The sequence below is a fragment of the Phytopseudomonas punonensis genome, from assembly GCF_900142655.1.
In the GTDB taxonomy this organism is placed as follows: domain Bacteria; phylum Pseudomonadota; class Gammaproteobacteria; order Pseudomonadales; family Pseudomonadaceae; genus Aquipseudomonas; species Aquipseudomonas punonensis.
On sequence record NZ_FRBQ01000006.1, the window covers coordinates 35,810 to 55,760 of the forward strand.

Below are 19,951 nucleotides of genomic sequence, written 5' to 3' on the forward strand. Positions count from 1 at the left end.
GTTTATCAAAAAAACTGCCAGCTTCTGCAGCTGTGCGGATCGAGATTGCCCGTCTGCGGCCATGTCCATCAGGGCATTACCCGGCGGTGCGCACGCTGCGCAGCGCTGTTGCGCACGGCCCAGCGCAGCACTGTGCCGGTGCCGCGCACGCCGCTGCGGATCAGTGGTCGGCGCCAGGCAGCCTGGTGTTCGCCGAGCAGCTCGCTGGCCCAGTCCGGCAGCAGGTCGACACCAGCCTGCATCATCAGGCTACCAAAAGGCTTGGCCAGCATGCTCGGCATCGGCGCGGTATACAGCAGCCTGACCACTTCGCGGGTGCGCTCATCGCACAGCAACTGCGGGCGCATGCGTTCGAGATACTCGCTGATGGCCTGGCTCGACTTGGGCACGTCCTGCGCGCCGAGGCGTTCGGCAATCAACGCCACCTCGCGGTAGTAGCGATCCTGCTCATCGACTGGCAACTCTGGGTCCAAGTAGCGCAGGTAGCCGGCGAGGAACTGGCTGACTTCGGAGACGTGCACCCAGGTCAGCAAGCCAGGATCGGTGGCAGCGTAGGGGCGGCCATCCAATGCCTGGCCGACCACCTGCAGGTGGATGCGGCGCACCTTGTCGATCAACTGCTCGGCATCGTGCAGGCCGCCGTAACTGGTGCCGGCGATAAACAGGCTGGTACGGCGCAGGCGGCCGAGCATGTCCTGGCGGAATGTCGAGTGATCCCACACGCCGGCCAGGGCCAGCGGATGGAGCATCTGCAGGAGCAGGGCGGAAATGCCGCCGACCATCATCGAGGTGAAGTCGGCATGCACCTCCCACACCATCGACTCGGGGCCGAACAGGCCGGCATCGCCGCGCGGCTGATCCAGGTCGAGTACGCCCAGCGAGGCGCCGGTAAGGCTGTGCACTTGTTTTTCGATCTGACGGCGTAGAATTTCCATGACGCGCAGTTTCAGCGCTTGGCGGGGCCAAGGCAAGAGCGCCCATGGCCCCGCAGGTGCAGTGCCATGGGTAGGCCGTCAGCTGTTGAGGCGTTGTTCGATCAGGCTGTCGACCACGCTCGGGTCGGCCAGGGTCGAGGTATCACCGAGGCTGTCCAGCTCGTTGCAGGCGATCTTGCGCAGAATGCGGCGCATGATCTTGCCCGAGCGGGTCTTCGGCAGACCCGGCGCCCACTGAATCAACTCCGGTTTGGCGAAGCTGCCGATTTCCTTGCCGACCAGGCTGAGCAGCTCTTTCTTCAGCTCGTCGCTGGGCTCCACGCCGTTCATGGTGGTGACAAAGGCGTAAATACCCTGGCCTTTGACGTCATGGGGGTAGCCGACCACCGCAGCCTCGGCCACAGCGTCGTGCAGCACCAGGGCACTTTCCACTTCGGCGGTGCCGATACGGTGGCCGGAGACGTTGATCACGTCGTCGATACGCCCGGTGATCCACCAGTAACCGTCCTCGTCGCGGCGCGCGCCGTCGCCGCTGAAGTAATAACCGGGGTAAGCGGTGAAGTAGGTTTCCAGCATGCGCTGGTGGTCGCCATACACGCTGCGGATCTGGCTGGGCCAGCTGGCCTTGATCGCCAGCACACCGGCGCCGGGGCCATCGATTTCCTTGCCTTGCTCGTCGAGCAGCACCGGTTGCACGCCGAAGAACGGGCGGGTCGCCGAGCCGGGTTTGAGGTCGGTGGCGCCAGGCAGTGGGGTGATCATGATGGCGCCGGTCTCGGTCTGCCACCAGGTGTCGACGACGGGGCAGCGCCCCTCGCCGACCACCTTGAAGTACCACTCCCAGGCTTCCGGGTTGATCGGCTCGCCGACGCTGCCAAGCAGGCGCAGGCTGCTGCGCGAGGTTTTCTTCACCGGCGCCTCACCTTCGCGCATCAGCGCGCGCAGGGCGGTCGGCGCGGTGTAGAAGATGTTCACCTGGTGTTTGTCGATCACCTGCCAGAAGCGCGAGGTGTCCGGGTAGTTGGGCACGCCCTCGAAGATCAGGCTGGTGGCGCCGTTGGCCAGCGGGCCGTAGACGATGTAGCTGTGCCCGGTGACCCAGCCGACATCGGCGGTGCACCAGTAGATATCGCCGTCGTGGTAGTCGAACACGTACTTGTGGGTCATCGCTGCCTGCAGCAGGTAGCCAGCGGTGCTGTGTAGCACGCCCTTGGGTTTGCCGGTGCTGCCGGAGGTGTAGAGGATGAACAGCGGATCCTCTGCGTCCATCGGCTCGGCAGGGCAGTCGGCCGCCACTTGCTGCACGGCTTGGTGGTACCAGAGGTCGCGCTTGTCGTTCCAGTCGATCTTGTTGCCGGTGCGCTCGACCACCACCACACTGGACACATCCGGGCAGCTCTTCAGCGCCTTGTCGACGTTGCCCTTGAGCGGGATAAGCTTGCCGCCGCGCACCGCTTCATCGGCAGTGACCACCGTACGGCAGTCTGCATCGAGAATGCGGTCGCGCAGGGCATCCGGCGAGAAGCCGCCGAACACTACCGAATGCACCGCGCCGATGCGCGTGCAGGCCAGCATCGCGTAGGCGGCCTCCGGGATCATCGGCATGTAGATGCACACGCGGTCGCCTTTCTTCACGCCGCGTTTTTTGAGCACGTTGGCCAGCCGGCAAACCTGCTCGTGCAGCTGCTTGTAAGTGATGCTTGCGGAGTCCTTCGGGTCGTCGCCTTCCCAGATCAACGCAACTTGGTCGCCACGTTTGGCCAGATGGCGGTCGATGCAGTTATGGCTGATGTTCAGCTGGCCACCGGAAAACCAGCGAGCGTCGCCTTTGCTTAGGGTGCCGCTGGAGACTTCATCCCAGGGTTTGAACCAGTCGAGGAAGGCCTTGGCCTGTTCGCTCCAGAAGGTCTGTGGGTCGTCGACCGATTGGCGATAGAGACGCTGGTAAGCAGCGTCGTCGAGGTGGGTGTGTTGGCGGGCGGCGTCGCTGACGGGATAGCGATGGGGTAGAGACATGGCGGGTACCTTTGTTGTTATGTCCGCATGGGCACCTCTAAAAACTATCTGCGTTGTCAGCGCGGCGTTAAAAACAGGCTCGGATGCGAGTCCAATCAAAATGCTCATTTACAATACGTAAAGTCGAGCGCGACCCCGGTCGCTTTTTCACCTGTTTTTGCCTTGCGCTGACTGCCTCGCCAACGTTTTTAGAGATGCCCGGTAGACATCAAGGGTAGCAGCCAAGTTTTAGGGCGAGATCAAGAGTGGTTCAACGTATTGCGGGCGCCCGGCAATGGGCGCCCGCAACAGGGATCAACCGCGATGGCGACCGCGGAAGTAGTTGATCAGCCCCTGGGTGGAGCCGTCTTCGGCGCTGCTCTGCTCGCTGCCGACCATGCGCGAATACACGCCCTTACCGAGCTCCTTGCCGAGTTCCACGCCCCACTGATCGAAGGCATTGATGCCCCAGATAGCGCTCTGGGTGAATACCTTGTGCTCGTACAGGGCGACCAGCGCACCTAAGCGACGCGGGCTGATGCGTTCTAGCACCAGGGTATTGCTCGGCCGGTTACCGGGGATGACCTTGTGCGGCGCCAGGCGCTGCACGTCGTCTTCGCTCATGCCCTTGGCGCGCAGCTCGGCTTCGGCTTCCTCGCGGGATTTGCCGAGCATCAGTGCCTGGCTTTGCGACAAGCAGTTGGCGTACAGCCACTGATGATGGTCGGCGACCGGGTTGAAGCTCACCACCGGCACGATAAAGTCCGCCGGAATCAGCCCGGTGCCCTGGTGCAGCAACTGGTGATATGCGTGCTGGCCGTTACAGCCCACGCCGCCCCAGATCACCGGCCCGGTCGAGCCGCTGACGGGGCTGCCATCCTGGCGCACGCTCTTGCCGTTGGATTCCATATCCAGCTGCTGCAGGTGCTTGGTGATATTACGCAGGTAGTGGTCGTACGGTAGGATCGCCTGGCTCTGGGCATCCCAGAAATTGCCGTACCAGATGCCGAGCAGGGCCAGCAGCACCGGCATGTTCTGTTCGAACGGAGCGGTCTTGAAGTGCATGTCCATGCTGTAGGCGCCGGCCAGCAGCTCCTTGAAGTTGGACATGCCGATGGACAGGGCAATTGGCAGACCAATGGCCGACCACAGCGAATAACGGCCGCCAACCCAATCCCACATCGGGAAGATGTTTTCTTCGCGGATACCGAATGCCACCGCGGCTTCGCGGTTGCTCGATACGGCGATGAAGTGGCGATACAGCTCGGCCTCCGAGCCGCCCTGGGCCAGGTACCAGCCGCGCGCCGCCTGGGCGTTCTTCAGGGTTTCCAGGGTGCCGAAGGATTTCGACGATACGATGAACAGGGTGGTTTCCGCCTGCAGCTTGGCCGACAGCTCATGGAATTCACTGCCGTCGATATTGGCCAGGTAATGACAGCGCACACCGCGCTGGGCGAACGGCAGCAGCGCCTCGGAAACCAGCTGCGGGCCGAGGAACGAGCCACCGATGCCAATGTTCACCACATCGGTGATCGGCTTCTCGGTGAAGCCGCGCCACAAGCCGTTGTGGATGCGCCCGACCAGTTCGGTCATCTGCTGCAGCACACGTTGCACATGGGGCATCACATCGACGCCGTCGACCAGCACCTTGTCGCCCAGCGGCCGGCGCAGGGCGGTATGCAGCGCCGGGCGGCCTTCCGAGGCGTTGAGTTTCTCGCCGTCGAACATGGCGCGGATCGACTGCTCCAGGCCGACTTCGCGTGCCAGTGCCATCAGCAGCGTGATGGTCTCGTCACTGGCCAGGTTCTTCGAGTAGTCGAGAAACAGGCCGCAACCGCTCAGCGAAAATTGCTCGAAGCGCTTTGGGTTGCCCGCGAAGGCATCGCGCATGCTGAAGTGTTGCATGGCCTGACGATGCTGTTGCAGCGCCTGCCAGGTGGGGAGGGCGAGAACATCGAGCGGCTGACGGTGGTACGCCATGGGGCATCCTTGTTGGGGCATTGGGTGGGCAGGCTTCAACGGTGTGTTCTGCATACTAAAAAGCCCGGTTGATTGTCCGGGCTTTCAGTGTAGGCGTGCTGCGGTATATCAGTATCCCTGATCCAAGGTGAAGCTCAGGTTATCGATCAGTCGGGTGTTACCCAAATAGGCCGCTACCAGCACCACCAATTCGCGATCACCAGGGCTGACGGTACGCAGACTCTGCGCTTCACGGACTTCCAGGTAATCGGCGCGTAGCCCTGCATCAGTGTGCTGTTGCTGTGCAACGGCGATCAATTTGGGCAGGTCGCGTTCGCCTGCCTGAATGGCCGCGGCGATCTGCTGCAGCGAGCGGTACAGCACGGTAGCGGTAGCACGCTGCTCATCGCTCAGGTAACCGTTACGCGACGACAGGGCCAGGCCGCTCTCGGCGCGCACCGTGGGCTCACCAATGATCTGGATCGGCATGTTCAGGTCGCGCACCAGCGTGCGGATCACCGCCAGTTGCTGGAAATCCTTCTGGCCGAACACAGCAAGATCAGGCTGCACCATGTTGAACAGCTTGGTCACCACGGTCGCCACGCCCTCGAAATGCCCGGGGCGACTGGCGCCGCACAGGCCTTCGGATACACCCGGCACGCTAACGCGCGTCTGCTCGCCCATGCCGCCGGGGTACATCTCCTCGACGTTCGGGTGAAACAGCAGATGGCAGCCGGCGTCGATCAAGCGCTGCTGGTCGGCCTGCAGGGTGCGTGGGTACTTGTCGAGGTCTTCGGCCGGGCCGAACTGCATCGGGTTGACGAAGATGCTGGCGACCACGAAGTCGGCATGTTGCGCGGCCTTTTCCACCAGAGCGGCGTGGCCTGCGTGCAGATTGCCCATGGTTGGCACCAGGCCGATCTTTTTGCCTTCGGCGCGCGCCTGGGCAACGGCAGCGCGCAATTCACGAACGGTGTTGATGGTGTTCATGCGGAAAAACCGTGCTCGGCGGCAGGGAAGCTGACTGCTTTCACCTCTTTTACGTAGGCGGCGAGGGCATCCTGAATACTCGGCTGACCACTCATGAAGTTCTTCACGAACTTGGCCACTCGGCCGCTCAGCGACAGGCCGAGCATGTCGTGCAGCACCAGCACCTGACCATCGGTGTCGGGGCCTGCGCCAATGCCGATTACCGGCACTTTCACGGCGCGGCTGATCTCTCCAGCCAAGTCGCTTGGTACACATTCGAGCAGCAGCATGGCGGCGCCGGCCTGTTCCAGGGCGATGGCGTCCGCGACCATCTGGCGCGCCTGGTTGTGCTCGCGGCCCTGCACCTTGTAGCCACCAAGGATGTTCACGGCCTGAGGTGTCAGGCCCATGTGCGCGCACACCGGCACACCGCGTTCTGCCAGTTTGGTGATCGACTCGGCCAGCCAGGCAGCGCCTTCGACCTTGATCACGTGGGCGCCGGCCTGCATCAGCAGGCCGGCGTTGTGCAGGGTCTGCTCAACGGTGGCGTTGGCCATGAACGGCAGGTCGGCGACGATCAGCGCGCCAGCATTGCCGCGTTTAACGCAGGCGGTGTGGTAGACGGTATCGGCCATGCTCACCGGCAGGGTGCTGTCATGCCCCTGCAGTACCATGCCCAGCGAGTCGCCGATCAACAGCACTTCGACACCGGCCTTGCAGCAGGCATCGGCGAAGGTGGCGTCGTAGCAGGTCAGCATGGTGATTTTCTCACCCTTCTGCTTCAGTGCTCGCAGGGTGGTCAGGGTTACATCAGGCATGAACGTGTCCTCACTCGGAACCTGTGCGGGCCTGATTACAGGCTCTCGTGGAGCAGGTTCTTTCTGGCATCGAAGGGGCAGCGGGGCTGCTTCAATGTGGCCTGTATCGGCCTTTTCTGCTCCGGTACGGGGCAATGGGTGGCTATAGTCCCGATGGCACGGGCCCAAGTCAATCGAATGTGTTACCGCGCTGTTACGCCGTTACCGTCAGGGGCACGGCCGTTGGCGTCAGGGCGTGAGACGTTCCAGGCCCTCGAAAGGGCAGGCCGCCAATAGCGTGCTGAGCGGGCTGCCGTCCGGCAACTGGAGGTCGGCGGCGATCTCCGCCAGGGGATAGAGGACGAACGCGCGCAGGTGCATCTGGGAATGCGGCACGCGCAGGCGCGGCTCATCGATCTGCCTATTGCCGAATAGCAGAATATCTAGATCGAGGGTGCGCGGCCCCCAGCGCTCATGCCGCTCCCGGCCCTGACCCAGCTCGATGGCTTGGAGAGCGTCAAGCAGAGCCAGGGCTTGCAGATCGGTATCCAGCGCCGCGACGGCATTGGTATAGCGAGGCTGGCCGGGCAGCAGCGAGTCGCTGACATAGAGGGAGGAAACACTCACCAAGCGCGTAGCTGGCAACTGTGCCAGCGAAGCGAGCGCCTGGCGCAGCTGCTCCGCGGGTTCGGCGAGATTACTGCCCAGACCGATATAAGCGCGTTCCATCAGTTACTCGCCAGCACCGCCGCCCTGGGGATTACGCTTGCGCTTGGCACCGCCGCTACGCCGACGCTTGCGTGGGGCGCCAGTGGCACCAGCAGCATCGTCCTTGCTGGACAGGTTGCGGATCATCACGCGGCGATCGCTGTCGCTGGCGTCTTGATAGTCGGTCCACCACTCGCCGAGGCCGCCGGTTTCCTCGCCAGCACTTTCGCGCAGCAGCAGGAAGTCGTAACCGGCGCGGAAGCGTGGGTTCTCCAGCAGCAGATCGGCGCGCTTGCCGCTACGGCGTGGCAGGCGCTCCTGCATGTCCCAGATCTCGCGGATCGGCATGGTGAAGCGCTTCGGTACGGCGATGCGCTGGCACTGTTCGGCGATCAGCTCGTGGGCGGCTTCCTGCATGGCAGGAATCGCCGGCATGCCGCGTTCCTGCAGGCGAATCACCCGAGCGGGCAGCGCAGGCCAGAGCAGCGCGGCGAACAGGAATGCAGGTGTGACCGGTTTGCCCTGCTGGATGCGCAGGTCGGTGTTGTCCAGCGCATTGCGAATCAGCGTGTCGGTGTATTCCGGGTTCTGGCGCAGCGCTGCGGCACTGGCCGGGAACAGCTGGCCGAACAGGCCGTAATCGAGCAGCAGGTCATAGGTGTAGATGGCGTAACCGCTGAGAAACAGCTTGAGCACTTCGTCGAACAGGCGCGCCGCCGGGATGCCGCCCAGAAGATGGGCCAGGTCGTGGATCGGGTCGGCGCTGTGTTTCTCGATATCGAAGTCCAGCTTGGCGGCGAAACGCACGGCGCGGAGCATGCGCACCGGGTCTTCCTGATAGCGCTGCGTGGGGTTGCCGATCAGCCGTACCAGGTTGTTGCGGATGTCGTGCATGCCATTGGCGTAGTCGAGGATCCGCTCGGAAACCGGGTCGTAGTACAGCGCATTGATGGTGAAGTCGCGGCGCTGGGCGTCGTCTTCCAGAGTGCCGTACACATTGTCACGCAAGATGCGGCCGCTTTCGTTACGCGAAGACTGGTTGCTGTCTTCTTCGTCGTCACCTTCGGGGTGATTGGCGCGGAAGGTGGCGGTTTCGATGATCTCGCGACCGAAGTGCACGTGCACCAGCTTGAAGCGACGGCCGATCACCCGGGCGTTGCGGAACTCGCCCCTGACTTGTTCCGGCGTGGCGCTGGTGGCGACATCGAAGTCCTTGGGCTCGATACCCAGCAGCAAGTCACGAACGCAGCCACCAACCAGATAGGCCTCGTAGCCTGCGTTTTGCAGGCGCTCGACAACGCTGATTGCGTAGCGGCTGATCTGCCCGCGTTGGATCGGGTGCTGGTTGTTATTCAGCACGTGCGGCGTGCTGTGAGGCTGATGCGCACGGCGCAGCGGGGAGCGGAAGGACTTGAACAGCTTTTTCAGCATGGAGGGCACTGTATGGCGAATTGAGCGGCCAGAATAATTGAAAGGCGCAGAAATAGCGCGGATTCTAGCATTTAGTCGCGGATGGGTGTAAGCGGGGTGGAGAAGAGGCAGGCCGGGGCGGGAAGCTACTGGGGGAGCCGAAGCTCCCCCATAAATGTTGCTATACGTCGTTCTTGTTATGCAGGCTTATTGTTTTTGTTGGATCGCCTGTTCCGGATTCCATCGTGTCCGGAAAACCTCCCGTTATCGAGAGCAAGAGCAAACGGATTACTTTGGATGCTGACGCTGCCTTGGGCTCTAGACCTCACCTGATTCGGTGCTGTCTGTCGACATTTATTGTTTTTGTCTGTCTGGAGCCGAAGAGGCAATCCTCTCCAAAATAATCAGTTAGCTGCGCCTCCTGCGGTCTTGTTCTTATTGTGCTGGAGTCGTTACGTCTTATTTTTATTGTCTTGGGTTCACGCTTGTTATTGTTGTTGTGCGTGTCATAAAGCATTGTGCGTGCCAGTTTTATTTTTATCTTTAAAATCAATATCTTGAGTTTTTATCTTGTTCTGCGGGCATAAAAAAGCCGGGATTCCGTTACCGTAAACCCCGGCTTTGTTACGTGCTGTCGCTCTTGGCGGTAACACCCGCTCTAGAGCCTTCCCGCGGGCCTGCGCTTCAGTCGCTGGCAACGCCTGATTTGCGGCGTGGAATGCCCAGGCGCTGTCGACGTTCCCACAGGCATTTGCGGCTGATGCCCAGCTTGCGCGCCAGCTCGGTCTCGGTCATGTGATCTTGATGCTCAAGGACGAAGTGCTGGAAGTAGTCTTCCAGTGACAGGTCCTCACTGGGATCCTGGCTGGTGGCATTGACCGCGCCGCTCTGCGTAGCCAGGCCCATGAACACGTCGTCGTCGAGGTCTTCGAGCTCGATGTCGATGCCCAGCAGGTCGGCGTTGATGGTGCTGCCGTCGCAGAGGATCACCGAGCGCTCGATGGCGTTCTCCAGCTCGCGCACGTTGCCCGGCCAGCTGTAATGATGAATCGCCTGTTCGGCATCGGGGCCAAAGTGCAGGTCGGTGCGGCCCGCACGAGCCGATTGGCGAGCGAGAAAGGCGCGGGCGATTTCCAGCACGTCAGCACCACGCTCACGCAGCGGCGGCAATTTCAGAGCGATGACGTGCAGGCGGTAATAAAGGTCTTCACGGAACTGGCCGGTTTTCGAGAGGGTTTTCAGGTCGCGGTGAGTTGCCGCGATCAGGCGCACGTCGACTTTCTGCGACTGCACCGAGCCGACGCGGCGAATCTCGCCTTCCTGCAGTACGCGCAGCAGGCGTGCCTGGGCTTCCAGCGGCAGCTCGCCGATTTCATCGAGAAACAGCGTGCCGCCGTCGGCTGCTTCCACCAGACCCGCGCGGCTGGCGCTGGCGCCGGTGAACGCGCCTTTTTCATGGCCGAACAGTTCGGACTCGATCAGGGTTTCCGGGATCGCTGCGCAGTTGACCGAAATCAGCGGCGCCTTGGCGCGTTTCGACAGGTTGTGCAGTGCGCGGGCGACCAGCTCCTTGCCAGTGCCGGACTCACCCTGCACCAGGACATTGGAGTCGGTAGGAGCAACTTTGCGGATCTTGCTGTACAGCTCCAGCATCGCCGGGCTGGAGCCGATGATGCCGATCTCGCCATTGGCCGCCTTGTCGCCTTTCTCTGCGCTGCGGGCTGGTGCAGGCGCACCGCCGGCTTGGCTGCGAAGGGTTTCGCGATCACGCAGGATGCGCGCGACCGCTTGCAACATCTCGTCATGGTCGAAGGGTTTGGCGATGTAATCGACAGCGCCCATTTTCATCGAGTCGACCGCCGAGCGCAGGCTCGCGTAGCTGGTCATGATCAACACTGGCGCGCCCTTGGCGAGCTTGATCAATTCGGTGCCCGGCGCGCCCGGCAGGCGCAGGTCGCTGACCACCAGATCGAAGCCAGGAATATCGAAGCGTTCTTGGGCTTCCTGCACCGACCCGGCTTCACTGACCAGGTACTGGTTGCGTTCGAGCAGGCGGCGCAAGGCAGAGCGGATAATGGTTTCGTCTTCGACGATCAGGATATGAGGCATGTAAACGAATTCTCTCGACGGTCTCGGAACCTGCTTCCTGGTGCTGCAGCCAAACTGGGCCGCGCATACCCGGGAATGCGGTTCTTCGGAATTTAGTTTGCCAGTGGCATTGCCTCGATGTGTCGCGGCAGCGTCACCCGGATACGGGTGCCACGTTGCTGCTCAAGGTCGATCGGGCTGTCGATTGTTATCTGGCCATAATGCTCTTCCACGATGGAATAGACCAGCGCGAGGCCGAGTCCGGTTCCCTTGCCTGGATCCTTGGTGGTGAAGAACGGCTCGAAGAGCTGATCCATCACGCCCTTGGGAATCCCACTGCCTTCGTCCTCGACGAGCAGGTCGACGGTGTGTTCTGACGCTTCACTGCGCACACGGATCGCGCCGCCTTCGGGCGATGCGTCGCGGGCGTTGCTCAGCAGGTTGATCAGTACTTGGGCGAGACGTTGCGGATCACCGACTGCGCGGTGCGCGGGGTCGCACAGGTTGAAGAACTGTACGTCGACGCTGCGTCGGTTGAGGGCCAACAAGCCGATGGCTTCCTGGGCGATCTCGGCCAGGCATACCGGCTCTTCGGCCTGCTGATGACTGCCGGAGTGGGCAAAGTTCATCAGCGAGTGGACGATGCGCGTGACCCGCTTGGTCTGTTCGAGAATCTGCCCGCTGATTTCGGTCAGCTCGGGGTCGGCCTCGCGTTCTTCGCGCAGGTTCTGCGCCAGGCAGGCGATGCCGGTGATCGGGTTACCAATCTCGTGAGCCACGCCGGCCGCCAGGCGGCCAATGCTGGCTAGGCGTTCGGAGTGCACCAGCTTGTCTTCGAGCATCTGGGTTTCGGTCAGGTCCTCGACCAACAGCACAAGGCCGCTGTTACCGGGCGCCAGGGGCTCGTCGATCGCCGCCTTGTGCAGGTTCAGCCAGCGGGTCTGGCCGTCGAGCGCCAGGCGCTGCTTGTGCAGGTGTTCGTCGGGGTTCTCGATAAAGCTCTGCAGCAGTTCGCGCCACGGCTCGCTGAGGGTCGACAGGCGCGAGCCGACGATGCGCTGCGCAGGAATTTCGGTGAGCTCTTCCATGGCCTTGTTCCACATCAGGATCTCGTGATCCTTGGCCAGCGAGCAGACGCCCATCGGCAGCTCCTGCAGGGTCTGGCGGTGGTAGCGGCGCAGGGTGTCGAGTTCGGCGGCGAGGCCCGTGAGGCGCGAGTGGTAATCCTCAAGGCGGCTCTCGATGAAGTGAATGTCTTCGGTCACGTAACTTTCGCTGCCGGCTTTATAGGGCAGGAAGGATTCGATGATGTCCTGGGCGACGCTGGGGCCCATCAGGCCGGACAGGTTGGCTTCCAGGCGGTCACGCAGGCGGCGCAGGGCGTAGGGGCGTCTCTCGTCGAACGGTAATTGCAGGTCGCGCAGCGCCTGTTCGACTTCACGCTGGGCGGTTTTCGCACCCAGCGGCTTGGCCAGCTGAATGGCGAACTCCTGCGGCGACAGCGCCAGCAGTTCACGGCGCTGCGGCCGGCGCACGTTATCCACCGCGCAGGCTTCGGCGGCGCTGATTTCCTCGGTACTGGCGTCGGTGAACACTGAGACCAGGGTGAACACCAGCACGTTGGTCGCCAGCGAGGCGATGGCCGCCATGTGCCAGCTGCTGTCATCCAGCACGTATACCAGATCCAGAATCGGCACATACAGGCCGGGCAGGGTGCCGAGCAGCGGCAGCAGCATGCTCACCGCCCATACCGCAATGCCGGCCAAGAGCCCGGCGATGAAGCCGCGGCGGTTGGCGGTCGGCCAGTACAGCACCGAGAGCACGCCAGGCAGGAACTGCAGGGTGGCGACGAAGGAAACGATGCCCAGATTGGCCAGCTCCTGCTTGGAATCGAGCAGGTTGTAGAAGCCGTAACTGGCCAGAATGATGGCGACGATCAGCGCGCGCCGCGTCCATTTCAGCCAGCGGTAGATATTGCCTTCGGCCGGCGGCTGGTAGAGCGGCAGCACCACGTGGTTGAGCAGCATGCCGGACAGCGCCAGCGTCGTGACGATGATCAGCCCGCTGGAGGCTGACAGGCCGCCGATGTAAGCGGTCAGTACCAGTGCCGGGCTGTCGACGGCAAGGCCCAGGCCGAGCGTGAAGTACTCGGGGCTGGTGGTCGAGCCAAGACGCAGGCCGGCCCACAGCACCAGCGGAACGGCCAGGCTCATTAGCAGCAGAAACAGCGGTAGACCCCAGCTGGCGCTGACCAGTGCGCGCGGGTTGAGGTTCTCGGTAAAGGTCATGTGGTACATGTGCGGCATGACGATGGCCGAGGCGAAGAACACCAGCAGCAGGGTGCGCCACGGGCCTTCCTGCAGCGGCGTGTGCAGGCTGGCCAGCGCTGCCTGATTGAGCACCAGCCATTGCTCCAGCTCGCGCGGGCCGTCGAATACCGCGTACAGCGCATACAGGCCGATGGCGCCCATGGCCACTAGCTTGACTACCGACTCGAAGGCGATGGCGAAAACCAGGCCTTCGTGTTTCTCCCGGGTGGCCAGGTGGCGGGCGCCGAACAGGATGGTCACCAGAATGAACAGCCCGCAGAACGCCAGCGCAATCTGCGGCTGCACCGGCTCGCGGGTGAGGATGCCGATGGCGTCGGTAACCGCCTGGATCTGCAGGGCCAGCAATGGCAGCACGGCGATCAGCATGCACAGCGTACTCAGCGCGCCGGCCCAGGTACTGCGAAAGCGGAAGGCGAACAGATCGGCCAGCGACGACAGCTGATAGGTGCGGGTGATGCGTAGGATGGGGTAGAGCAGCACCGGCGCGAGCAGGAAGGCGCCGGTCACCCCAAGATAGCTGGCCAGGAAGCCGTAACCATATTGGTAGGCGAGGCCGACGCTGCCATAGAACGCCCAGGCGCTGGCGTAAACGCCGAGCGACAGGGTGTAGGTCAATGGGTGGCGAATGAAGCGGCGCGGAATCAGGCCGCGGTCGGCGCACCAGGCGACGGCGAACAACACGAGCAGGTAGGCGGCGCTGATCAGCATCAGCCCGCTGAGGCTAAAACTCATCGGCATTTACGGCGGCTCTGCGAGTCAGGGGAAGCGGCGGATGCCGGGCGATTTCGCATCGACTCAGAGCTCATCGGCATCACGCTGGCTCTGCAGGATAAAGGTCACCACGATCAGGATCAGCCATAGCATGTAAGGCCGGTACCAGGCGCCGTTGGGGTCGATCCACCAGTCCATGATGGCAGGCGAGAACAGGTAGATACCGACTACCAGAATCAGAACCAATCGATAGATATACATGCCGCGTCTCGCTACTGAGTGTGGCGATGGTAACGGAAGCGCGATGCGCTGGCTAAGGTGCGTTTAGCGAGCGGCCCGCTGCCTCGGCCCGCCTGGTTGTGCCGCTAATGCCTGTCAAATCACAGCGCTGGCGCATATCTTGCTCGCCGAACCCTGCTGTGGCTGGGCAGACGACTGCCTGCGATGGCACTCTTCACCTGTTAATTGCCTGCTGACCGATGCCAGCAGCTACGCTTGCAAGGCGCGCGATCTTGCTGCGCCCTCGATGGATTTCATTAGGACCCCCATGCCCGACTTGCTTGCCGGTTATTCGCCTGATGCGGCCGCCTACGACGAGTTGCTCGACAGCCACGGCCAGGTTCGAGCGCACTGGCGCCCGGTGCTGAATCAGCTGCGGCGCAGCCAGCCAGCTCAACTGCAGCAGCGCCAGGCCATGGTGACGCGGCAGATCCAGGCCAACGGCGTGACCTACAACGTCTATGCCGACCCTGAAGGCACTGACCGGCCCTGGGAACTGGATTTACTGCCCGCGCTGATACCGGCGGATGAATGGCAGACGATTGCTGCCGGTGTGGCGCAGCGCGCCGCATTGCTCGACAAGGTGCTAGCCGATCTCTATGGGCCGCAGCAGCTGCTTGCCGATGGCTTGCTGCCGCCGGAACTGGTGTTCGGTCACGAGAGCTTTCTGTGGCCATGCCAGGGCATGCAGCCAACCGGCAGCACCTACCTGCACCTCTATGCGGTGGATCTGGCCCGCTCGGCGGACGGCAGTTGGCGAGTTACCGCGGACCGTACCCAGGCACCGTCCGGTGCGGGTTTTGCGCTGGAGAACCGGCAGATCATCTCGCGTGCTTTCCCCGAGTTGTATCGCGACCTTGGCGTGCAGCATCTGGCCGCCTTCTTCCGCACCCTGCAGGACACCCTGACCAGCCAGGCGCCTGCCGCGGGCGAAACGCCGCTAGTGGTTGTGCTCACCGCTGGACGTTTCAACGAGAGCTATTTCGAGCACCTTTATTTGGCGCGCCAGCTGGGTTATCCGTTGGTTGAAGGCAGCGACCTGACCGTGCGCGATGCCACGCTCTATCTCAAGACCCTGGCCGGGCTGCAGCGGGTACACGCGGTGCTGCGCCGGCTGGATGATGATTTCTGTGATCCCCTGGAGCTGCGCAGCGACTCTACCCTTGGCGTGCCCGGTTTGCTGGAAGTGGTGCGTCAGGGCCGCGTGCTGATGGCCAACGCGCTGGGTTGTGGCCTGCTGGAGGCGCCTGGGCTTTCCGGGTTTTTGCCGGCGATCAGCGAAAAACTGCTGGGCGAGCCACTGCTGCTAAAGGGCATCGACAGCGCCTGGTGCGGTGAACCATCAGTGCTGGACGAGGTACTGCAAGATTTACCGCACTGGCTGATTCGCGGCTGTTCACAGGCGCAGCCCTTCGCAGCAGTACAGGGCGCCAGTCTGGACCATCAGCAGCAAGCCGATCTGGCGCGCTGCCTGCGTCAGCAGCCTGAAGCCTATGTGGCCCAGGCGCCCGCGCAATTGTCGCAAGCCCCAGTCTGGCTAGGTGGTGAACTGCAAGCTCAATCGATCGGCATTCGAGTGTTCGCCGTCGCGGGTAGTGATGGCTATCGAGTCATGCCCGGCGGCCTGACCCGTGTTGCTAGGCAGGCAGATACCGACGTGTTGTCCATGCAGCGCGGTGGTGTGAGCAAGGACACCTGGGTGCTCGGCGAGCGCCAGGTGCCCGGTGAGCAATGGCAGGGCACGCGAGCGTTGGGGGCTGCCGACTTGGTGCGCAGCGACCCGTATCTGCCCTCACGGGTGGTGGAAAACCTGTTCTGGTTCGGCCGCTACAGCGAGCGCTGCGAAGACAACGCGCGGCTGCTGCGCATCATGCTCGGTCGCTACGTCGATGACGATGATGACCCGCAGGCGTTGGACGCCATGCTCAAGCTCGCACATGGCCTTGGTACGCTTCCCGGTGAAAACCACGGCAGCCTGGATGCGCGCCTGCGTGAGGCGTTGCTCGGCGCCGAATGGCCGGCCAGCCTGCGCGTCAATCTGCAGCGCCTGCAATGGACCGCCGGCAGCGTGCGCGGCAAGCTTTCCCAGGCCAACTGGCAGGCTCTGGTGGAGCTGCAGCGCGATATGCAGCGCCTGGAGGGCGGCGAAGATGATCTCGGGCAACTGCTGGATGTGCTCAACGGCCTGATGATCTCGCTGGCCGCGCTGTCCGGCTTCGCCCTCGATGACATGACGCGTGACGATGGCTGGCGCTTTCTGATGATTGGCCGCTGCATCGAACGCCTGCAATTTCTCTGCGACAGCATCGGCGGCTTTCTGCGCACCGGCACCAGCGATGATGCCTCGGCGCTGGACTGGCTGCTGGAGCTGGGTAATAGCTCAATCACCTATCGCACGCGTTACATGGCCTCGGCGCAGCTCATTCCGGTGCTCGACCTGTTGCTGCTCGATGAGCGCAACCCGCATGCCGTGGTTTACCAGTTACGCCTGTTGCAGCGCGCCCTGAAACGCCTGGCCGAGCACTTCGAGCTGGCGGACATTTCTGCGCTGGCAAAACTCGAACGGCAGCTCAGCGCCGTCGACCTGCACAGCCTGGAAAGCCCACTATTCGGTGCCAGTGGCATTCGCGCGGTGTTCGATGGTCTGGCCGAGTTGCTCGACGCCATCCGCCAGGCTACCGGCATGGTGTCCGAGCAACTTAGCCTGCGCTTTTTTGCCCACGTTGCCGCCAGTCAGGGAACCCGGTCGTCATGAGCAGGCGTTATCAGGTATTGCACGACACCCACTACCGCTACGCTGCGCCGGTCTCGCTGGCGCAGCAATTGGCGCACTTGTGGCCGCGCGACTGTGCCTGGCAATGCTGCCTGACGCGCACATTGCAGGTCAGCCCAGAGCCTTGCCTGCGCCTGGATGGCAGCGATGTATTTGGCAATCCGCTGACGCGCATGGCGTTCGAGCGGCCGCACGCGGCGCTGCACGTGCGCGCTGAGTTGACCGTCGAGGTGCTGGCGCGCAGCGCCATCGATCTGCAGGCTTCGCCGCCCTGGCCTGAGGTGCGCCAGGCACTGAGTTATCGACGCCAGGCGTGGCAGGCCGAAGCACTCGACGCCGCGCGTTACCGATTCGCCTCACCCTATGTTGGCGTTGGTACAGCGTTCGAAGATTTCGCCGATGTCTGTTTTGCACCCGAGCAGCCACTGCTGCTGGCGGTGCAGGCGCTGATGCAGAAGATCTACGACGAATTCGCCTTCGATGCGGGCGCCACCCAGGTGGCCACACCGCTGCTCACCGTGCTCGAGCAGCGGCGCGGGGTCTGTCAGGATTTTGCCCACCTGATGCTCGCCTGCCTGCGTTCCCGAGGGCTGGCGGCACGTTATGTCAGTGGCTACTTGCTGACCCAGCCGCCGCCTGGGCAGGCGCGGCTGATCGGTGCCGATGCGTCTCACGCTTGGGTATCGGTGTATTGCCCGAGCAATGGCTGGGTGGACTTCGATCCAACCAACAATCTGCTGCCGGCGCTGGAGCACATCACCCTGGCCTGGGGGCGTGATTTCGGTGATGTTTCGCCGCTGCGTGGGGTAATTCTTGGCGGTGGCGATCATGACCCTGACGTACAGGTGACGGTCTCTCCGTTGTAAGAGCCTGTTCACGATCTGCTGCGCGTCGGCGCTCCTGCGTTAAAAACAAGCTGGATTGCCAGCCCAGTCGGAATGCTCATTTACCACTTGTAAACTCCGCTTCCTCGCTTGCTTTTGCCTTGTATCGCTCTAGCTCGCTAGATCGTGAACAGGCTCTAAGGCCGGCTCAGCCGACAATCACCCGCATGACCGCGATCAGCTGGAAGGCGCAGAAGAAACCGAGCGCCACACGCAGCGGCTTCGACAGGTTGGCACCTAGGCTTTCGCGCAGTGGCTGCAGCATGAACTGCGGCGTCAGGGCCAGGCCGATTACCAGCGATACCACCGCGAACATCGAAAAGAACTCGCTGCTCAGCGGCGGCACACCCGAGGTGAAGCCGTACAGCAGGCAGCCAATGGCCACGGCGAAGAAAGCACCGGAAATCAGGCGCTCCTTGGGTGTCCAGGACGAGAAGTTCACAGGCGTAGGCTCCAGAGGCATAAACGATTGGGCGCAGTATAAGGAATGGCGCCCCGCTGGGCAGTAGCCGGTAACAAAGTAACGGCAGCCGGGCGAACGGAGCGCTCGGCACAAAAGCCTGTTCACGATCTATCGGCCCCACTTCAGCGCTTGACTGCAATGTGGAGGGAGCGGCCTTTCGTAGGGTGGACGACGCTTCATCCGTCCACCGCTCTGCGAGCGCAATGGTGGACAAAAAGAGCGTTGTCCACCCTACGCTGGGAACGTCCGCTTCCGCCTTTTTGCAGCCTCTTTGATGTCGCCTAAAAGACCGTGAACAGGTTCTAGAGTACGCCAGCCTTCTTCCAGGCCAGGTAGCGGTTGACCAGCTCCGGGCCCAGTTCGCCAGGGCGGGCGTCGAGCACTGGCACGTTGTGGGCTGCCAGGCGCTCGTGAAGGGTGTTGCGCGCGTTCAGGTAATCCACGGCGCCGCAGTAATTCAAGGCGGACTCGTAGTCGCTCACCTGGGTGTGCCGCAGGTTATCGAGTACATCCTCACGCAGGCTGGCGATCAATACGCGGTGGCGGCGTTCGAGGCGCTTCACGGCGGCCAGCAGATCCTCGTCATCTTCATCGCGCAGGTTGGTGATCAGCACCACCAGGGCGCGGCGGCTCTGGCGCTTGAGCAGGGCGTCCACTGCATCGCTGTAGTCGGCCGGACGCTGAGTGCTCTGCAAGTCATACACGGCGTTGAGCAATACGTTGACCTGAGCCTGGCCCTTGACCGGCGGCAGGTAGCGGCGCTGCTCGCTGGCAAAGGTCATCAGCCCCACGGCATCGCCCTGGCGCAAGGCGACGTAGCTCAGCAAAAGGCTGGCATTGAGTGCGTGATCGAAGTGCGACAGCTCGCCGTCCTGGCTGCGCATGCGCCGGCCGCAGTCGAGCAGAAACAGAATCTGCTGGTCACGTTCGTCTTGGTACTCGCGGGCGATGGGCGTGCGCTTGCGGGCGGTGGCTTTCCAGTCGATCTGCCGCAGCGTGTCGCCGTCGCGAAACTCGCGCAACTGATGAAATTCCTGGCCCAGGCCGCGGCGCTGGCGCTGGCGCACACCCAACTGGCTGATCCAGTCGTCTACGGCCATCAACTGCGCGCCATAAAGGCGGGCGAAGTCTGGGTAAACGCGGGTTTCATCGCTAATGTCGAGGTAGCGACGCGACTGCCATAGGCGCAGCGGGCTGGGCAAGCCGACTTCGCAGCGCGGGAACACGAAGTGGCCGCGCACCAGCGGGCGCACCCGGTAGGTGAAGGTGGTGTGTTCGCCGGGGCGCAGTTCGACCTGCTGCGGCATGTGCTCGACAGCCATGTCCTGCGGCACATGGTCGAACACGCCGATATGCAGCGCTCGCGTATAGCCATGCTCGGCGCTCAGGCGCACGTCGCTCCAGCGGCCCAGCGGCAGGTTGCCCGGCAGATGCCGTTGCAGGCGTGGCGAGGGCTGGCGGTATAGGCGCAGGGCGTCGACCAGGGCTGCCACAGTGAGCAGCAGCAGGGCGCCCCACCACAGCGTAACGAGGCGCTCGGGTACGGCCACTGATAGCGCGTCCAGCGCGCCGAGCACGATAGCGACCACGAGCAGCGCGGCCAGCAGGCGCAGCAGGGTGGAAGAGGGCTTCATGCCGCTTTATCCCGGT

At 62.9% G+C, this 19,951-nt stretch carries 14 protein-coding genes; 2 read left to right on the top strand and 12 right to left on the bottom strand.

Annotation, left to right across the window (positions count from 1 at the left end; translation table 11 throughout):
* Nucleotides 1-68 precede the first annotated feature (68 nt).
* The 10 genes from BUC40_RS15520 to BUC40_RS22755 form a co-directional block, all read right to left on the bottom strand.
* The gene (locus BUC40_RS15520) at nucleotides 69-935 is read right to left on the bottom strand and encodes an oxygenase MpaB family protein (RefSeq protein ID WP_073267082.1); all 867 of its coding nucleotides are present in this window, start codon (nucleotides 933-935) and stop codon (nucleotides 69-71) included.
* 78 nt (nucleotides 936-1,013) lie between these two features.
* Complete coding sequence (acs, locus tag BUC40_RS15525; protein ID WP_073267083.1) at nucleotides 1,014-2,951, bottom strand: acetate--CoA ligase; 1,938 nt, start codon at nucleotides 2,949-2,951, stop codon at nucleotides 1,014-1,016.
* A 294-nt stretch (nucleotides 2,952-3,245) separates the two neighbouring features.
* Complete coding sequence (pgi, locus tag BUC40_RS15530) at nucleotides 3,246-4,910, bottom strand: glucose-6-phosphate isomerase (RefSeq protein WP_073267084.1); 1,665 nt, start codon at nucleotides 4,908-4,910, stop codon at nucleotides 3,246-3,248.
* A 108-nt stretch (nucleotides 4,911-5,018) separates the two neighbouring features.
* The gene (panC, locus tag BUC40_RS15535; protein ID WP_073267085.1) at nucleotides 5,019-5,879 is read right to left on the bottom strand and encodes a pantoate--beta-alanine ligase; all 861 of its coding nucleotides are present in this window, start codon (nucleotides 5,877-5,879) and stop codon (nucleotides 5,019-5,021) included.
* Complete coding sequence (gene panB, locus BUC40_RS15540; RefSeq protein ID WP_073267086.1) at nucleotides 5,876-6,676, bottom strand: 3-methyl-2-oxobutanoate hydroxymethyltransferase; 801 nt, start codon at nucleotides 6,674-6,676, stop codon at nucleotides 5,876-5,878. The genes panC and panB overlap by 4 nt, the downstream gene beginning before the upstream one ends.
* Nucleotides 6,677-6,904: 228 nt before the next feature.
* Nucleotides 6,905-7,384 (bottom strand): 2-amino-4-hydroxy-6-hydroxymethyldihydropteridine diphosphokinase, encoded by a 480-nt coding sequence (folK, locus tag BUC40_RS15545; RefSeq protein ID WP_073267087.1) that lies wholly within the window; start codon nucleotides 7,382-7,384, stop codon nucleotides 6,905-6,907.
* 3 nt (nucleotides 7,385-7,387) lie between these two features.
* Entirely contained in the window at nucleotides 7,388-8,794 is a 1,407-nt protein-coding gene (locus tag BUC40_RS15550) for a polynucleotide adenylyltransferase PcnB (RefSeq protein ID WP_073267088.1), read from the bottom strand.
* A 663-nt stretch (nucleotides 8,795-9,457) separates the two neighbouring features.
* Complete coding sequence (locus BUC40_RS15555; RefSeq protein ID WP_073267089.1) at nucleotides 9,458-10,882, bottom strand: sigma-54-dependent transcriptional regulator; 1,425 nt, start codon at nucleotides 10,880-10,882, stop codon at nucleotides 9,458-9,460.
* Nucleotides 10,883-10,974: 92 nt separating this feature from the next.
* Complete coding sequence (locus tag BUC40_RS15560) at nucleotides 10,975-13,929, bottom strand: sensor histidine kinase (protein WP_167369164.1); 2,955 nt, start codon at nucleotides 13,927-13,929, stop codon at nucleotides 10,975-10,977.
* A gap of 57 nt (nucleotides 13,930-13,986) precedes the next feature.
* Entirely contained in the window at nucleotides 13,987-14,163 is a 177-nt protein-coding gene (locus BUC40_RS22755; RefSeq protein WP_042556252.1) for a hypothetical protein, read from the bottom strand.
* A gap of 286 nt (nucleotides 14,164-14,449) precedes the next feature.
* Between BUC40_RS22755 and BUC40_RS15565 the strand changes: the two genes are divergently transcribed.
* Nucleotides 14,450-16,936: a circularly permuted type 2 ATP-grasp protein gene (locus tag BUC40_RS15565; protein ID WP_073267090.1), complete on the top strand. Its 2,487-nt coding sequence runs from the start codon at nucleotides 14,450-14,452 to the stop codon at nucleotides 16,934-16,936.
* The gene (locus tag BUC40_RS15570; protein WP_073267091.1) at nucleotides 16,933-17,820 is read left to right on the top strand and encodes a transglutaminase family protein; all 888 of its coding nucleotides are present in this window, start codon (nucleotides 16,933-16,935) and stop codon (nucleotides 17,818-17,820) included. The genes BUC40_RS15565 and BUC40_RS15570 overlap by 4 nt, the downstream gene beginning before the upstream one ends.
* Before the next feature lie 166 nt (nucleotides 17,821-17,986).
* On the opposite strand, the gene BUC40_RS15575 is transcribed toward BUC40_RS15570, so the two are convergent.
* Together BUC40_RS15575 and BUC40_RS15580 are read right to left on the bottom strand one after the other, a co-directional pair.
* Nucleotides 17,987-18,280 (bottom strand): hypothetical protein, encoded by a 294-nt coding sequence (locus tag BUC40_RS15575; protein WP_073267092.1) that lies wholly within the window; start codon nucleotides 18,278-18,280, stop codon nucleotides 17,987-17,989.
* A gap of 323 nt (nucleotides 18,281-18,603) precedes the next feature.
* Nucleotides 18,604-19,935, bottom strand: coding sequence for a DUF58 domain-containing protein (locus BUC40_RS15580; RefSeq protein WP_073267093.1), 1,332 nt, complete (start codon nucleotides 19,933-19,935; stop codon nucleotides 18,604-18,606).
* Nucleotides 19,936-19,951 lie beyond the last annotated feature (16 nt).

What these genes read in the sequence shown, in the direction of transcription:
- BUC40_RS15520 (WP_073267082.1), bottom strand. Translation starts at nt 935, where the DNA reads ATGGAAATTCTACGCCGTCAGATCGAAAAACAAGTGCACAGCCTTACC.
- acs (WP_073267083.1), bottom strand. Translation starts at nt 2,951, where the DNA reads ATGTCTCTACCCCATCGCTATCCCGTCAGCGACGCCGCCCGCCAACAC.
- pgi (WP_073267084.1), bottom strand. Translation starts at nt 4,910, where the DNA reads ATGGCGTACCACCGTCAGCCGCTCGATGTTCTCGCCCTCCCCACCTGG.
- panC (WP_073267085.1), bottom strand. Translation starts at nt 5,879, where the DNA reads ATGAACACCATCAACACCGTTCGTGAATTGCGCGCTGCCGTTGCCCAG.
- panB (WP_073267086.1), bottom strand. Translation starts at nt 6,676, where the DNA reads ATGCCTGATGTAACCCTGACCACCCTGCGAGCACTGAAGCAGAAGGGT.
- folK (WP_073267087.1), bottom strand. Translation starts at nt 7,384, where the DNA reads ATGGAACGCGCTTATATCGGTCTGGGCAGTAATCTCGCCGAACCCGCG.
- BUC40_RS15550 (WP_073267088.1), bottom strand. Translation starts at nt 8,794, where the DNA reads ATGCTGAAAAAGCTGTTCAAGTCCTTCCGCTCCCCGCTGCGCCGTGCG.
- BUC40_RS15555 (WP_073267089.1), bottom strand. Translation starts at nt 10,882, where the DNA reads ATGCCTCATATCCTGATCGTCGAAGACGAAACCATTATCCGCTCTGCC.
- BUC40_RS15560 (WP_167369164.1), bottom strand. Translation starts at nt 13,929, where the DNA reads ATGCCGATGAGTTTTAGCCTCAGCGGGCTGATGCTGATCAGCGCCGCC.
- BUC40_RS22755 (WP_042556252.1), bottom strand. Translation starts at nt 14,163, where the DNA reads ATGTATATCTATCGATTGGTTCTGATTCTGGTAGTCGGTATCTACCTG.
- BUC40_RS15565 (WP_073267090.1), top strand. Translation starts at nt 14,450, where the DNA reads ATGCCCGACTTGCTTGCCGGTTATTCGCCTGATGCGGCCGCCTACGAC.
- BUC40_RS15570 (WP_073267091.1), top strand. Translation starts at nt 16,933, where the DNA reads ATGAGCAGGCGTTATCAGGTATTGCACGACACCCACTACCGCTACGCT.
- BUC40_RS15580 (WP_073267093.1), bottom strand. Translation starts at nt 19,935, where the DNA reads ATGAAGCCCTCTTCCACCCTGCTGCGCCTGCTGGCCGCGCTGCTCGTG.